We start from the raw sequence: 13682 nt of genomic DNA, 5'->3' as shown, positions 1-13682 counted from the left end.
GGCTGCGATCACTTCATCCCGCTCATCTGGTGGATCGGCATCATGTTGCTGTTGAGGTGGTTCATCACCCACAGCGAGCCGGACAGCGCGATCACGACCATGACGATGGTGAAGATCATCGCCATCATGCTCCAGCCGCCCTCGGCCCTGGCGTTCATGTGCAGGAAGTAGATCATGTGCACGACGATCTGCACGATTGCGAACGCCATGATCACGAGCGCGGTGATCTGCTTGCTCGGCAGCGTACCGCTCATCACCAGCCAGAACGGGATCGCGGTCAGCACGACCGAGAGCACGAAGCCGAGCATATAGGTCGAGAATGAGCCATGGGCATGGCTGTCGCCGTGGTGATGGTCGTCCGCATGGGCGGCGTGGGTATCGGTGCTCATCGCAGAACTCCCAGGAGATAGACGAAGGTAAAGACGCCGATCCAGACCACATCGAGGAAGTGCCAGAACATCGACAGGCACATCAGCCGGCGGCGGTTGGCCTCGATCAGGCCGAAGCGCCAGACCTGCACCATCAGCGTTACCAGCCAGATCAGGCCGCAGCTGACGTGCAGGCCGTGGGTGCCGACCAGGGTGAAGAAGGCGGACAGGAAGGCGCTGCGCTGCGGGGTGGCGCCTTCGTGGATCATGTGGGCGAACTCGGTGAGCTCGATGCCGATGAAGGCGAGACCGAACAGGCCGGTAATCGCCAGCCACATCTGCGTCTGAGCGATCTTGTTCTGCTGCATCGTCAGCATCGCAAAACCGTAAGTGATCGACGACAGCAGCAGCATCGATGTGTTCACGGCGACCAGCGATAGGTCGAACAGGTCCTTGGGCGCGGGACCGGCGGCGTAGTTGCCGCCGAGCACGCCGAAGGTGGCGAACAGGATCGCAAAGATGAGGCAGTCGCTCATCAGATAGATCCAGAAGCCGAGCGAGGTGCTGTAGCCTTCCGGATGCGGATGCTCGTCGGCGAGGTAGAAGATCGGCTCGCCGGATTGGGTCGGTTTGATAGCGACAGTCATCTACTTGGCTCCGGCGAGCAGTTTGGTACGCGCATCCTCGCTCCGGACGACGTCGTCGGCCGGAATGTCGAAGTCGCGGTGATAGTTGAAGGTGTGGCCGATGCCGACGGCGAGCATCGCGATGAAGCTCACGGCGGCCAGCCACCAGATGTACCAGATCAGGCCGAATCCCATCGCGGTGGCGAAGCCGGCGAGGATGATGCCGGTGCCGGTGCTGCTGGGCATGTGGATTGGCTTGAACCCGGTGAGCGGACGCTGGTAGCCGCGCTTCTTCATGTCCCACCACGCGTCATTGTCGTGAACGACGGGCGTGAAAGCGAAGTTGTAGTCCGGCGGGGGCGAGGAGGTGGCCCATTCCAGCGTGCGCGCGTCCCAGGGATCGCCGGTGACGTCCTTGAGCTGCTCGCGCTTGAGGAAGCTGACCGCGAACTGCATCAGCATGCTGAGGATGCCGAGGAAGACGAGGACGGCGCCGATCGCAGCAATGACGAACCAGATCTGAAGCGAAGGATCGTCGAACACGCGCAGGCGGCGGGTCACGCCCATCAGGCCGAGGACGTAGAGCGGCATGAAGGCGAGGTAGAAGCCGGTGACCCAGAACCAGAACGACAGCTTGCCCCAGAACGGATCGAGCTTGAAGCCGAACGCCTTCGGGAACCAGTAGTTGATGCCGGCGAACGCGCCGAACACCACGCCACCGATGATCACGTTGTGGAAGTGCGCGATCAGGAACAGGCTGTTGTGCAGGACGAAGTCGGCCGGCGGCACTGCGAGCAGCACGCCGGTCATGCCGCCGAGCACAAAGGTCAGCATGAAGGCGATCGTCCAAAGCATCGGCAGCTCGTAGCGAATTCGGCCGCGATACATCGTGAACAGCCAGTTGAACATCTTCGCGCCCGTCGGGATCGAGATGATCATCGTGGTGATGCCGAAGAAGGAGTTGACGCTGGCGCCCGATCCCATCGTGAAGAAGTGGTGCAGCCAGACCAGGTACGACAGGATGGTGATGACGACTGTGGCGTAGACCATCGAGGTGTAGCCGAACAGCCGCTTGCCGGAGAAGGTCGAGGTCACCTCGGAGAAGATGCCGAACGCTGGCAAAACCAGGATGTAGACCTCGGGATGGCCCCAGATCCAGATCAGGTTCACATACATCATCGGGCTGCCGCCGAAATCGTTCGTGAAGAAGTTGGTGCCGACGTAGCGGTCGAGCGAGAGCAGCGCGAGCACGACGGTCAGGACCGGGAAGGAGGCGACGATCAGGATGTTGGTGCAGAGCGAGGTCCAGGTGAACACCGGCATCTTCATCATGGTCATGCCGGGGCAGCGCAGCTTGACGATGGTGCAGATCAGGTTGATGCCGGATAAGGTCGTTCCGACGCCTGCGACCTGCAGCGCCCAGATGTAATAGTCTACGCCGACGTCGGGACTGTAGCCGATGTTCGACAGCGGCGGATAAGCCAGCCAGCCGGTGCGGGCGAATTCGCCGATGAACAGCGACGCCATCACCAGCACCGCACCGCCGACCGTCATCCAGAAGCTGAAATTGTTCAGGAACGGGAACGACACGTCGCGGGCGCCGATCTGGAGCGGCACGACGTAGTTCATCAGGCCCGTGACCAGCGGCATCGCCACGAAGAAGATCATGATCACGCCGTGGGCGGTGAAGACCTGGTCGTAGTGATGGGCGTTGAGGTAGCCTTCGGAGCCGCCAAACGCGAGCGCCTGCTGCCCACGCATCATGAGGGCGTCGGCGAAACCACGCAACAGCATCACGATGCCGAGGATCATGTACATGATGCCGATGCGCTTGTGGTCCACGGTGGTGAACCATTCGCGCCAGAGGTAGCCCCAGAGACGGAAATAGGTGAGGCCGCCGAGCAGCGTGATGCCGCCGAGCGCGACCACCGCGAAGGTGCCAACGACGATCGGCTCGTGCAGTGGCAGCGACTCGATGCCGAGCCGGCCAAAGATGAGCTTGATGAGATCAGGAGACATGCGTGCTCTCTTTAGGAGTCTGACTTCGGACGTTGTCCGAGGAAGAAGGATGAGGACTTGAGCGGCGTGAAGCTCGGCCGCTTCAAGCCGGCGCCAAGCAGCGGCGTGGCGTCGCGGGGCTCCTTGATCGCCGCGGTCGTCTGGCCCTGCGGAGCGTCAGGCGTGCAGGTGCCGGCAACGAAGGTCGGCTCCGGCCCAAGCGGCGTGCCGCGGCGGGCATACTTGTCGTAGGCGAGCGGCAGGATGTTGTTCAGGCCCTCATGACCGAGGCCGCCCTTGGCGTCGATCGCCATCATCTCGCTCTGGCACATCTTGCCGGTCTCGACGCACATGTTGAGGATCAGGCGGTAGAGATCGGCATCGATGGTGCCGTAGCGCCGCACCGGCTCGTTCTGGCTCGGCTTCTCGAGCTGGAGATATTCGGCGCGGCCGAGCGTGCCGCCGGCGGCTTTCGCGCGTCCGATCCACTCGCCAAAGCCCTTGTCGTCCAGGCCGTGGAAGGCGAAGTGCATGCCGGAGAAGCCGGCGCCGCTGTAGTTCGCCGAAAAGCCCTTGTAAGTGCCGGCGTGGTTCACGACGGCGTGGAGCTTGGTCTCCATGCCCGGCATCGCATAGATCTGGCCGGCGAGCGCGGGGATATAGAACGAGTTCATCACCGTCGAGGCGGTGATGTGGAAGTCGATCGGGCGATCGACGGGAGCAGCCAACTCGTTGACGGTGGCGATGCCGTAGTCGCGATAGATGAAGAGCCATTTCCAGTCGAGCGCGACGACATCGATCTCGAGTGGCACCGTCGCCTCATCGACCCGACGATCGGCGGCGATGCGGTCCAGTGAACGGTAGGGATCGAGCAGATGCGTGCCCATCCAGGTCAGCGCACCCAGGCAAACGATGATCAGCAGCGGCGCCGACCAGATCACCAGCTCGAGCTTGGTCGAATGGTCCCATTCGGGCTCGTAGCGCGCGGCCTTGTTGGACTCGCGATAGCGCCAGGCGAACAGCACCGTCAGCGCCATCACGGGCACGACGATGAGGAGCATCAGGACGGTGGAGATGATGACGAGGTCGCGCTGTTGCGCTGCGATATCACCGGCCGGCGCAAGCACGATGAAGTTGCAGCCACTTAGGACGACTGCCAAAGGTAGTAGCGCCAGGATCCGTAGACGGGACACAGGTAGGCCTTTTGGTTGAAAATTTCGTAGTGCAGCCAAGGCGTAGCTGCGGCGCACCAATTGGGACATTGGACAATTTGTCCAATGTTGCAGTGCGGAATGGTGGGCCAGAGAGGGGGGAGAATGCCCGGCGACCGCCGGGTGGTCGGCTTTGGTTCTCAGGACGTTAAGAGCACACGATGGCGATGGCACAGACCCCCGCAATGGCAGGCGTAAACCCGGGCGAGCATGGTCACGACCAGGCCAATCCCGGCGAGATCGCCATCGGCGTCATCATCGGGCGCACCTCGGAGTTCTTCGACTTCTTCGTCTATGCGATCGCCTCGGTGATCGTGTTTCCGCGCCTGGTCTTTCCGTTCGCCACCGAACTGACCGGCACACTTTATTCATTCGCGATCTTCGCGCTCGCCTTCATGGCGCGGCCGCTCGGCACCGTCATCTTCATGACGGTCGACCGCGAATACGGCAGGACAGCAAAACTGGTCGCCGCGCTGTTCCTCCTGGGCACCGCGACGGTGGCGATCGCGTTCCTGCCCGGCTACAGCGACATCGGCGCGGCCGCGATCTGGCTCCTGGCGCTGGCGCGAGCAGCCCAAGGTCTCGCCTGGGGCGGCGCGTGGGACGGGCTTGCCTCTCTGCTCGCGCTCAACGCGCCGCCGAACAAGCGCGGCTGGTACGCGATGGTGCCGCAGCTCGGCGCGCCGCTCGGGCTGATCGTGGCGAGCGCGCTGTTTGCGTATTTCGCCGGCAATCTCTCGGCCGACGATTTCTTCGACTGGGGCTGGCGCTATCCGTTCTTCGTCGCCTTCGCCATCAACGTCGTGGCGCTGTTTGCGCGCCTGCGCATGGTCGCGACGGAGGAATATGCCTCGCTGTTCGAGACCCGTGACTTGCAGCCCTCGCGCATCTCCGACACCGTCGCGCGCGAAGGCCACAACATCATGCTCGGGGCCTTCGCGCCGCTGGCGAGCTTCGCGCTGTTCCACATGGTCACGGTGTTTCCGCTGTCCTGGGTATTTCTGTTCACCCATGAGAGCCCGGTAAGGTTCCTGATGATCGAGATCGTCGGCGCCGCCTTCGGCGTCGCGGCGATCGTGGCCTCCGGCATTATCGCCGACCGCGTCGGCCGCAAGTCGCTGCTGATGGGCTCGGCGATCGCAATCGCGGTCTATAGCGGCTTTGCCCCGCAGCTGCTCGATGCCGGCGCGTTCGGTGAGACCATCTACATGGTGCTCGGTTTCATTCTGCTCGGTCTGTCCTTCGGCCAGTCTTCCGGTGCGATCGCCTCCAACTTCAAGCAGATGTACCGTTACACGGCCTCGGCGCTCACCTCCGACATGGCCTGGCTGTTCGGCGCCGGCTTTGCCCCGCTCGCCGCGCTCCTGCTTGCCACCAATCTCGGCGTCATTGCCTCGGGTGCCTATCTGCTCTCCGGCGCATTGTGGACGCTGATGGCGCTCTGGCTGAGCGGCCAGCGCGAACGCGGCGATATGGATGCGGGTAGTTAGTTAGGTCCGTCGGCGGCCGCACCAACTCGGGTGCGGTAGGGTGGGCAAAGGCGCTCTTGCGCCGTGCCCACCATCCATCCGCGATTGCACCAGAAGTGGTGGGCACGCTTGCGCTTTGCCCACCCTAGAGACCTTAATCCACCACGATCTTCACGCGGTCGCGCACTTTCACCTGCGCGTGGGCGTCGAGGCCGTTGAGCACGCGGAAGCGCTCGGTCGGATGATCGACGCCGGCCATACGATGGGCGAGCGATTCCACGGTGTCGCCGGGCTGCACGGTGATCACCTTGATGCGCAGGGGACGGGCGGCCTGGATCTCCTCGAGCGTCAGGCGGCGGAATGAGTTCACTGTCTCGCGCGCATTGCGCTCGCTCTCGGTGGTCTTCTGCCGGCTCGCGAAGATGAAGCGGTAGACGTCGCTGCCGAAGCGCAGCGCGTAGACCTTGAATTGCCACTGGTCGCCCTTGGCGGTCACCGCGGCTGCCGGAAAGCCGTTGATGGTGATGTCCTCAGTCGAGGATTTGTCGACGCCTTCCATCCAGCCGGAATTGAGATAGTCGCCGAGCGTCTGCTCGGCCGGCACCCGTACGACGTCGAAGCGCATCGCCTGCGAGCCGCCCTCGCGCACGCCGATCACCGCCTGCGCGGTGTTGTCGAGCGTGAAATTGTCGGGCGCCTGGAAGGTGAAGCCGAGCTTGGGGTGCAGGAAGCGGCGGCCGCGGACAAAGCCTTCGCTCGGGTCCTCGCCATAGACGATGTTGTCGATCGCGCCGAGATAGGTCTCGCGGTCGCGCTCGGCGTCCTCCGGCGCTGCATATTGCCGCGCGATCGTCTGTGCGTTCTGCACGCGCTCGGGGGTAGCCGGATGCGAGGAGGTGAAATCCTGCGCGCGCGGATCGAGCGCGTTCTTGCCAGCCTTCAGCTCGGCATTACGCTCCATCGCCGAAAGGAAGCGCGCCGCGCCATAGGGATCGAAATGCGCCCGCGCGGAGATGCCGACGCCGATGCCGTCGGCCTCGAACTCCTGGTTGCGCGAAAAGCTCGCCATGGTGAGCTTGGTCTTGGCAAGCGCGAGCGCGGTGAGCTCGGGATCGTTGCTCATGTCGGTGACGACGCGGGTGACGATCGCGGCCTGGCGCGCCTGGTCCTCGCGCATCGCGGCGTGCTTGGACAGCACATGCGCCATCTCGTGGCTGAGCACGGACGACAATTCGGAGGTGTCGCTGGCGAGCGCGAGCAGGCCGCGCGTGACATAGAGTTGACCGTTCGGCAGCGCGAAGGCATTCACTGCGCCGGAATTCAGGATCGTGACCTTGTAGCCCTGGTCGGGTCGATCGGAGGCCGCGACCAGCCGCTCGACCGTCTTGGTGACGAGCTGCTCGAGCCGGGGATCGTCATAGGCGCCCCCATAGCTGGCAAGGATGCGCTCGTGCTCCTTCTCCGTGGCCGGCGTCTGCGCGACCGCAGGTTTTGGCTTGGGCACGGTGACGACAGGCGGGGCCGCGGTCTGGAAGCGGCCCATGTCGCCGCACCCCGAGAGCAGCGCACCCAGGCCAACAGATAGGCCAACCCAAAGCCCAGCCGGCGCAACCCGAAGGCGGCGGCTCACCTCTGTTCCGCGTCCCAAAACCCCATCCACGTCGCTTAACCCGTGCCTGGCCTTAAGGCCTTACCCCGGCTAGTTCGTGCCCAATAATTCGATCTGCCCCACCCGGAGCGCGTCAATCCGCGGCCCCACACTCCCCTCGACCCAGCCCCGGACTCGAATCTTCCGATTTTCCAGGGACTTGAGAACGATCCCGGCGTTCTCGAAGGCCGGAACCATGCGCCTTGAAATAGTCACAGCAAAGCCGCGTGTCCAGTTCCGGCCGAAGTTGAGGTAAGTCGTTGCCCCAGCTTGCCGGACGGAGAGCACTTTACCCTCGACCACTACGAAGCGCCCGATCCCGGCCAAAATATCGTCCGGACTTTCCGCGTTTTTTATGGCCGACGGGTCAGCCCAGCTGCCCTTTTTTCCGCGTCGCGCCTCTGCTTCCGCCGCCATCAGGGCGGCCGCGCAATCCTTGTCTGCGATCTCAGCCGAGACCATTGCATCACCTTGGGACAACAATAGGGCCTGCACGGAGGTATCGTTCTCGCCGAGGAAAACCAGCGCAGGCTGGCGGCCGTAGCGGTCCGGCGTGTCATCGGTGCCGCGCAGGCGAACGTCGCGGCCGACGAGCATCGCCGCTAGCGCCTGCTTCGTTGTTGCAGTGGGCTCGATGCCGAGGAGGCGCGCTTCGCGCCCGTCGTCGAGACGCAAGCTACGCGCATCGACGATGTCGGCGACGCGGCCTTCACCCTGGGACTCGAACTGGCAGGCAGCTGCAAAGGCTGTGCCGTGCGACATGATGAGAAGTGATGCGGCAGCAAAAAAGAAGAGGAGTGATTGGTTCACGCGACCCGGCAAGGTTGTTCTGCGCTCCACTCTTAACTCAAACGTGGTTGCCATCGAAGAGGCTTGGGGCCGGATTAGCGACGGGGCTGCCACATCCTCAGTCATTGCGAGCGCAGCGAAGCAATCCAGAGTCTTGCCGCGGCGGGATTCTGGATTGCTTCGCTGCGCTCGCAACGACCATGTGGAGGCATCTGCGGCCCAAGCGCCATTCCGCTTTGCGGAAAACAAACGTTTTTCCTCGCGACGCGGCCGCGCTTGCTGCACCCTTACGCATGCTGCATGATCGCGCGAATACTAACAACCAAGCCACCATCAGAGTACGGCGCGACAAGGGAGGTTTTCGATGAAGAGGACTTTGTCGGGCATTTTTGTCGCGGCGTTGGTCGCCAGCACAGTTCAAGCCCAGGACAAAGCCCAAGACAAGCCGCCTCTCAAGCTCGGCGGCATTCTCGACATGTCGAGCCTCTACGCCGACATCACCGGCTCCGGCAGCGAAATGGCGGCCAGGATGGCGGCGGAGGATTTCGGCGGCGAGGTGTTGGGCCGCAAGATCGAGATCCTCGCGGCCGATCATCTCAACAAGGCGGACCTTGCCGCCAACATCGCCCGCGACATGATCGACAACCAGGGCGTCGAGATGATCTACGACGTCGCGGCCTCAGCCACCGCGCTTGCCGCCGGCGAGATCGCGAAGGCGCGCAACAAGATCGTCATCTTCAACGGGCCCGGCTCGATCCGGCTGACCAACGAGGCCTGCGGTCCCTATACCGTGCATTACGTCTTCGACACCTTTGCGCAGGCCAACACGACCGGCCTTGCGGCCGTGAAGTCCGGTCTCGACACCTGGTTCTTCCTCACCGCCGATTACGCGTTCGGCCAGGACCTGGAGAAGGACACCAGCAATGTCGTGGTGAAGGCCGGCGGCAAGGTGCTGGGCAATGTCCGTCACCCCCTCAACACGTCCGACTTCTCGTCCTTCCTGCTTCAGGCGCAGGCCTCCAAGGCCAAGGTGATCGGACTTGCCAACGCCGGCGGCGATACCGTCAACGCCATCAAGCAGTCGTCGGAGTTCGGCATCATGAAGGGCGGCCAGAAGATCTCACCGCTGCTCGCCTTCGTTACCGACATCGATTCGATCGGGCTGGAAACCGCGCAGGGCCTGCTGCTGGCGGAAGCCTTCTACTGGGACATGAACGACGAGACGCGCGCTTTCTCAAAGCGCTTCATGGAGCGCGTGAAGCGGCCGCCGACCTCGGCGCAAGCCGGCGTGTATTCCTCGGTCACGCATTATCTGAAAGCCGTGAAGGCGGCCGGCACCACCGATGCTGCCGCGGTCATGAAGGTGATGAAGGGGACGCCGATCAACGACTTCTTCGCGCATGATGGCAAGATCCGTGACGACGGCCGCATGGTGCACGACATGTACCTGTTCGAGGTCAAGAAGCCGTCGGAGTCCAAAGGACGCTGGGACGACTACAAGCTGCTCGCCACCGTGCCCGGCAACGAGGCGTTCCAGTCGCTCGAGCAGTCACGCTGTCCGCTGGTGAAGAAATAGCACTCATTGCGAGGAGCGAGTCCAACAACAGATCGTCATCCCGGGCTCGCGCCAAGTGGCGCGCCCCGGAACGACGATGTGAGAGAGTGGTGCCATAGAAGAAAGGCAAACATCCATGAGCAACGACATGGTCCTGCAAAAGCTCGAAGGCGGGCTGCTCACCATCACCATGAACCGTCCCGAGCGCAAGAATGCGCTCAACCCCGACATGGTGAGCGGGCTGGTGGAGGCGGCGCGGCGCGCGGCCGATGATCCGGATGTGCGCGCGGTGCTGTTCAAGGGCGCAGGCGGCAGCTTCTGCGTCGGCGGCGACGTCAAGTCGATGGCCGAGGGGCGCGCGCCGCTGCCTTTCGAGACCAAGCTCGCGAACCTGCGCCGCGGCATGGAGGTCTCGCGCATCCTGCACCAGATGCCCAAGCCCGTGGTGGCGCAGCTCGATGGCGCCGCGGCCGGTGCGGGTCTCTCAATGGCGCTGTCCTGCGATCTGCGCATCGCCAGCGAGTCCTGCAAGATCACCACCGCCTTCGCAAAGGTCGGCTTTTCCGGCGATTATGGCGGCACCTATTTCCTTACCCAACTCATCGGCAGCGCACGGGCGCGCGAGCTCTATCTGATGTCGCCGGTCCTGAGTGCGAAGGAGGCGCAGGCGATCGGGATGGTGACGAAAGTGGTGCCTGACGCCGAGATCGACGCCACCGCGCACGAGCTCGCGCTGTCGCTGGCGCAGGGCCCCTCGATCGCGCTCGGCTATATCAAGCGCAACATCAACAATGCCGAGCACCTGCCGCTCGAGGATTGCTTCGACGGCGAAGCCATTCATCACACCCGCTGTGGCGATACAGAGGACCACAAGGAAGCCGCAAAGGCGTTTGTCGAGAAGCGGAAACCCACCTTCAAGGGCGCCTGACCATGGCGCCCTATATGCGCTTGCGGCAGATCTGCCTGGTCGCGCCGCAGCTCGAGCCCGTGATCTCAGATATCGCGGGCATCATGGGCCTTTCCGTCTGCTATCGCGACGCCAATGTCGCGAAGTATGGCCTGGAGAACGCGCTGCTGCCGGTCGACACGATCCTGCTGGAGGTGGTGGCGCCGTCCAGGGACGGCACCGCAGCCGGTCGCTTCATCGCCAAGACCGGCGGTCGCGGCGGCTATATGGCAATCTTCTGCTGTGACGACCCGGACGCGCGCGGCCGCAACGCGAATGCAATGGGCGTACGCACCGCGAACGTCATCGATCATCCGCCCTATCACGGCGTGCAACTGCATCCCCGCGATTGCCGCGCCGCCTTCATCGAGTTCAACCACACCAAGGGCAGCGATGATGTCTTGGGGCCCTATCCGCCCGCCGGGCCGGACTGGCAAAAGTTCATCCGCAAGGACGTGACGCAGGCGCTATCGGCGGTCGAGATGCAGAGCCCGGATCCGCAAGGCCTGGCCGAGCATTGGGGCAAGCTGATCGGCGTCGCGCCGAGCAAGGCAGAGGGCGGCGAGACCGAGCTGAAGCTGCCTAACGCGAGCTTCCGCTTCGTCAAGGGTGGAGCTGAGATCATGAGCGCGCTGGAGTTCAGGGTGGCCGATGTCGCAAGCGTGCTTCATGCGGCAAGGGCGAAGGGGCTCGCAGTGGCGGGGAATGAGTTTCTGTTGGGTGGGGTGACGTTCCGACTCAGCGCTTGAGCAGTTGGCACATTTGCCCGTTGGGTCGTCATGCCCGGGCTCGTCCCGGGCATCCACGTTCCTGACCCGAGAAGCTGGCGCGTGAGGCGAGGCGTGGATGGCCGGGACAAGCCCGGCCATGACGGGGATAGGTTGAACACGAGCAGAGAGATACATACCCCCATGCCGCATCCGCTCGACAGCTTCTTCGCGCCCGCAAGCATCGCGCTGATCGGCGCCTCCCGCGATCACGACAAGATTCCGGGGCGGCTGCTGTCGATGCTGCGCAAGAACGAGTATCCCGGGCAAATCTATCCGGTGAACCCGAACTACGCAGAGATCGACGGGCTCGCCTGCTACAAGGCGATCGCGGACATCGGCGCGCCGATCGATCTCGCCGTCGTCATCATTCCGGCGCGCGCAGTGCTGACCGCGCTCGAGCAATGCGCTGCCGCCGGCGTGAAGAACGCCGTCATCATCTCCTCCGGTTTTGCGGAGGAGGGCGGCGGCAGCGCCGCGATGCAGGAGGCAATCGCTGATCTGGCAAGGCGCACTGGCATGCGCATCTCCGGCCCGAACGCCGAAGGCTTTTTCAGCCAGGTTCAGCACGTGGCGGCGACGTTCAGTCCGGCCGTCGACGTCAAGCCCGGCATGGCGCCGTTGGTTGCGACCACGCGACGGATCGGCATCGTCGCGCAAAGCGGCGGCATCGGCTTTGCCTATTACAATCGCGCCAAGGCGCTCGGCGTTGCAGTAAGCTACGTCGTCTCTACCGGCAACGAATCCGATCTCGGAGCCGGCGAGTTTCTGGACTACCTGGTGCAGGACGCGTCGACCGACGTGATCCTGCTGTTCATCGAGGGCATCCGCGACGTCGAGAAATTCTTGGCAGCAGCGCGGCGTGCCGCCGAGCTGAAGAAGCCCGTCGTCGTGACCAAGGTCGGCCGCAGCGGTGCGGGCGAGCGTGCGGCGGCGTCGCACACCGCGAGCATGGCCGGCTGGTCCGCGGCCTATGATGCGGTGTTCGCGAAGTACGGCTTCATCGTCTCCGGGGACCTCGACGAGGCGCTCACGATCGCCGCGGTGCTGGCGAGCAATCCGCTGCCCAGGGGCGATCGGGTTGCCGTGGTCACCGTGTCCGGCGGCGCCGGCATCTGGGGCACGGATGCGGTGGCGCTCAAGGGTTTGCAGGTCCCGGAGCTCTCCGAGCCGATCCAGGCGGAGATCAGGACCCTGATGCCGTCATACGGCACGGCGCGCAACCCGATCGATGTCACCGCCCAGGGCGTGACCTCGGGCGGCCTGCAACGAAGCGTCGATCTGCTCAGCGTGTCCGACGAGGTCGACGCGATCCTGGTGATGCTGTCGCTGTCGAGCGAGGTGCGGATGCCTTTCAAGGAGGCGGAGCTGAAGCCGGTGCTGGCGGCGCAGAAAAAACCGGTCGTGTTCTTTTCCTACACGCTGCCGTCGGATTTCGCGCGGCGAGAGCTTGCCAAGTCCGGCGTCGTCGTGCTGTCGGGCCTTACCCATGTCGGCGTCGCGCTGCGGCAGCTCGTGGACTTCGCAGCGTTCGATCTGCCCAGGCCTGCGGAAGAGATGCGGCTTCCGCCACGCGATCTCTCGGCATTCTTGAAATCGCCCGCCCTGTCCGAAGCCGACAGCAAGGCTCTGCTTCGTGCGGCTGGCATCGCGCTGCCAAACGAGGTGCTCGTCGTCGAGAAGAGCGGCCTCGACGAGGCGATCGCGCAGGTCGGCTTTCCGCTGGTGATGAAGATCCAGTCGCCGGACATCCCGCACAAGAGTGAGGTCGGCGGCGTGCGGGTGAACATCACGACCAAGGGCGAGGTGTTTCTGGCGTTCGAGCAGCTCCTGAACAATGCGCGCAAGCATCGGCCGGATGCTGCGGTTCAGGGCGTGCTGCTCGCACCCTTGGCGAAGAAGGGCGTCGAGATCATCGTCGGTACGATGACGGATCAGACTTTCGGTCCGATGGTGATGGTGGGCCTCGGTGGTATCACGACCGAGTTGTTTCGCGACGTGATCTACCGCACGGCGCCGGTGAGCGCGGATGAGGCCGACGCGATGCTGGCCGCGCTCAAGGCGGTGCCGCTGCTGAACGGGTTTCGTGGCGCTGCCAAGGCGGATGTCGCGGGGCTTGCGCAGTTGATAGCCGACATCTCCATCCTCGCCGCGCGGCATATTAGGGAGATTGCGGAGATCGAGCTCAATCCGGTGCTGGTGCATCCGGAAGGGCAAGGCCTGACGATTGTGGATGCACTGGTCGTGGGGCGGAAATAGCTGGCTGCAAACAACGCTGTCGTCCCGGCCTTCGCCGCGATGACAG

General features: G+C 63.8%; 11 protein-coding genes. 5 read left to right on the top strand and 6 right to left on the bottom strand.

Annotation, left to right across the window (positions count from 1 at the left end; genetic code table 11):
* Positions 1-8: 8 nt before the first annotated feature.
* The 4 genes from cyoD to cyoA are packed head-to-tail and all read right to left on the bottom strand — an operon-like array spanning position 9 to position 4185.
* Positions 9-389 (bottom strand): cytochrome o ubiquinol oxidase subunit IV, encoded by a 381-nt coding sequence (gene cyoD / locus SO139_RS19060; RefSeq protein ID WP_449381124.1) that lies wholly within the window; start codon positions 387-389, stop codon positions 9-11.
* Positions 386-1015 (bottom strand): cytochrome o ubiquinol oxidase subunit III, encoded by a 630-nt coding sequence (gene cyoC / locus SO139_RS19055; RefSeq protein ID WP_449381125.1) that lies wholly within the window; start codon positions 1013-1015, stop codon positions 386-388. The genes cyoD and cyoC overlap by 4 nt, the downstream gene beginning before the upstream one ends.
* Positions 1016-3013, bottom strand: a complete 1998-nt coding sequence (cyoB, locus tag SO139_RS19050; protein WP_449381126.1) for a cytochrome o ubiquinol oxidase subunit I — start codon at positions 3011-3013, stop codon at positions 1016-1018. It abuts the gene before it with no gap.
* Between the two features lie 11 nt (positions 3014-3024).
* Positions 3025-4185: a ubiquinol oxidase subunit II gene (gene cyoA / locus SO139_RS19045; protein WP_449381127.1), complete on the bottom strand. Its 1161-nt coding sequence runs from the start codon at positions 4183-4185 to the stop codon at positions 3025-3027.
* Positions 4186-4364: 179 nt separating this feature from the next.
* Between cyoA and SO139_RS19040 the strand changes: the two genes are divergently transcribed.
* The gene (locus SO139_RS19040; protein WP_449381128.1) at positions 4365-5693 is read left to right on the top strand and encodes an MFS transporter; all 1329 of its coding nucleotides are present in this window, start codon (positions 4365-4367) and stop codon (positions 5691-5693) included.
* Between the two features lie 133 nt (positions 5694-5826).
* Here SO139_RS19040 and SO139_RS19035 read toward each other — a convergent pair whose 3' ends face one another.
* Positions 5827-7302, bottom strand: a complete 1476-nt coding sequence (locus SO139_RS19035; protein ID WP_449381129.1) for a M48 family metalloprotease — start codon at positions 7300-7302, stop codon at positions 5827-5829.
* A gap of 69 nt (positions 7303-7371) precedes the next feature.
* Complete coding sequence (locus tag SO139_RS19030; protein WP_449381130.1) at positions 7372-8184, bottom strand: thermonuclease family protein; 813 nt, start codon at positions 8182-8184, stop codon at positions 7372-7374.
* A 289-nt stretch (positions 8185-8473) separates the two neighbouring features.
* On the opposite strand from SO139_RS19030, the gene SO139_RS19025 reads away from it, so the two are divergent.
* The 4 genes from SO139_RS19025 (at position 8474) to SO139_RS19010 (ending at position 13636) form a co-directional block, all read left to right on the top strand.
* On the top strand, positions 8474-9685 hold the full coding sequence (locus SO139_RS19025; RefSeq protein WP_498540359.1) for an ABC transporter substrate-binding protein: 1212 nt from the start codon (positions 8474-8476) through the stop codon (positions 9683-9685).
* A 115-nt stretch (positions 9686-9800) separates the two neighbouring features.
* Positions 9801-10592 carry an enoyl-CoA hydratase gene (locus tag SO139_RS19020; protein ID WP_449381132.1) on the top strand — a complete coding sequence of 264 codons (792 nt, stop codon included), beginning with the start codon at positions 9801-9803 and terminating at the stop codon, positions 10590-10592.
* A gap of 2 nt (positions 10593-10594) precedes the next feature.
* The gene (locus SO139_RS19015) at positions 10595-11359 is read left to right on the top strand and encodes a VOC family protein (protein WP_449381133.1); all 765 of its coding nucleotides are present in this window, start codon (positions 10595-10597) and stop codon (positions 11357-11359) included.
* 162 nt (positions 11360-11521) lie between these two features.
* Positions 11522-13636 carry an acetate--CoA ligase family protein gene (locus tag SO139_RS19010; protein WP_449381134.1) on the top strand — a complete coding sequence of 705 codons (2115 nt, stop codon included), beginning with the start codon at positions 11522-11524 and terminating at the stop codon, positions 13634-13636.
* Positions 13637-13682 lie beyond the last annotated feature (46 nt).

It is taken from the genome of Bradyrhizobium sp. UFLA05-89 (assembly GCF_059803475.1).
This window is presented reverse-complemented; position numbering and strand designations above follow the sequence as displayed.

Coding starts and splice junctions, on each gene's coding strand:
- cyoD (WP_449381124.1), bottom strand. CDS start 389: ATGAGCACCGATACCCACGCCGCCCATGCGGACGACCATCACCACGGC.
- cyoC (WP_449381125.1), bottom strand. CDS start 1,015: ATGACTGTCGCTATCAAACCGACCCAATCCGGCGAGCCGATCTTCTAC.
- cyoB (WP_449381126.1), bottom strand. CDS start 3,013: ATGTCTCCTGATCTCATCAAGCTCATCTTTGGCCGGCTCGGCATCGAG.
- SO139_RS19040 (WP_449381128.1), top strand. CDS start 4,365: ATGGCGATGGCACAGACCCCCGCAATGGCAGGCGTAAACCCGGGCGAG.
- SO139_RS19030 (WP_449381130.1), bottom strand. CDS start 8,184: ATGGCAACCACGTTTGAGTTAAGAGTGGAGCGCAGAACAACCTTGCCG.
- SO139_RS19025 (WP_498540359.1), top strand. CDS start 8,474: ATGAAGAGGACTTTGTCGGGCATTTTTGTCGCGGCGTTGGTCGCCAGC.
- SO139_RS19020 (WP_449381132.1), top strand. CDS start 9,801: ATGAGCAACGACATGGTCCTGCAAAAGCTCGAAGGCGGGCTGCTCACC.
- SO139_RS19015 (WP_449381133.1), top strand. CDS start 10,595: ATGGCGCCCTATATGCGCTTGCGGCAGATCTGCCTGGTCGCGCCGCAG.
- SO139_RS19010 (WP_449381134.1), top strand. CDS start 11,522: ATGCCGCATCCGCTCGACAGCTTCTTCGCGCCCGCAAGCATCGCGCTG.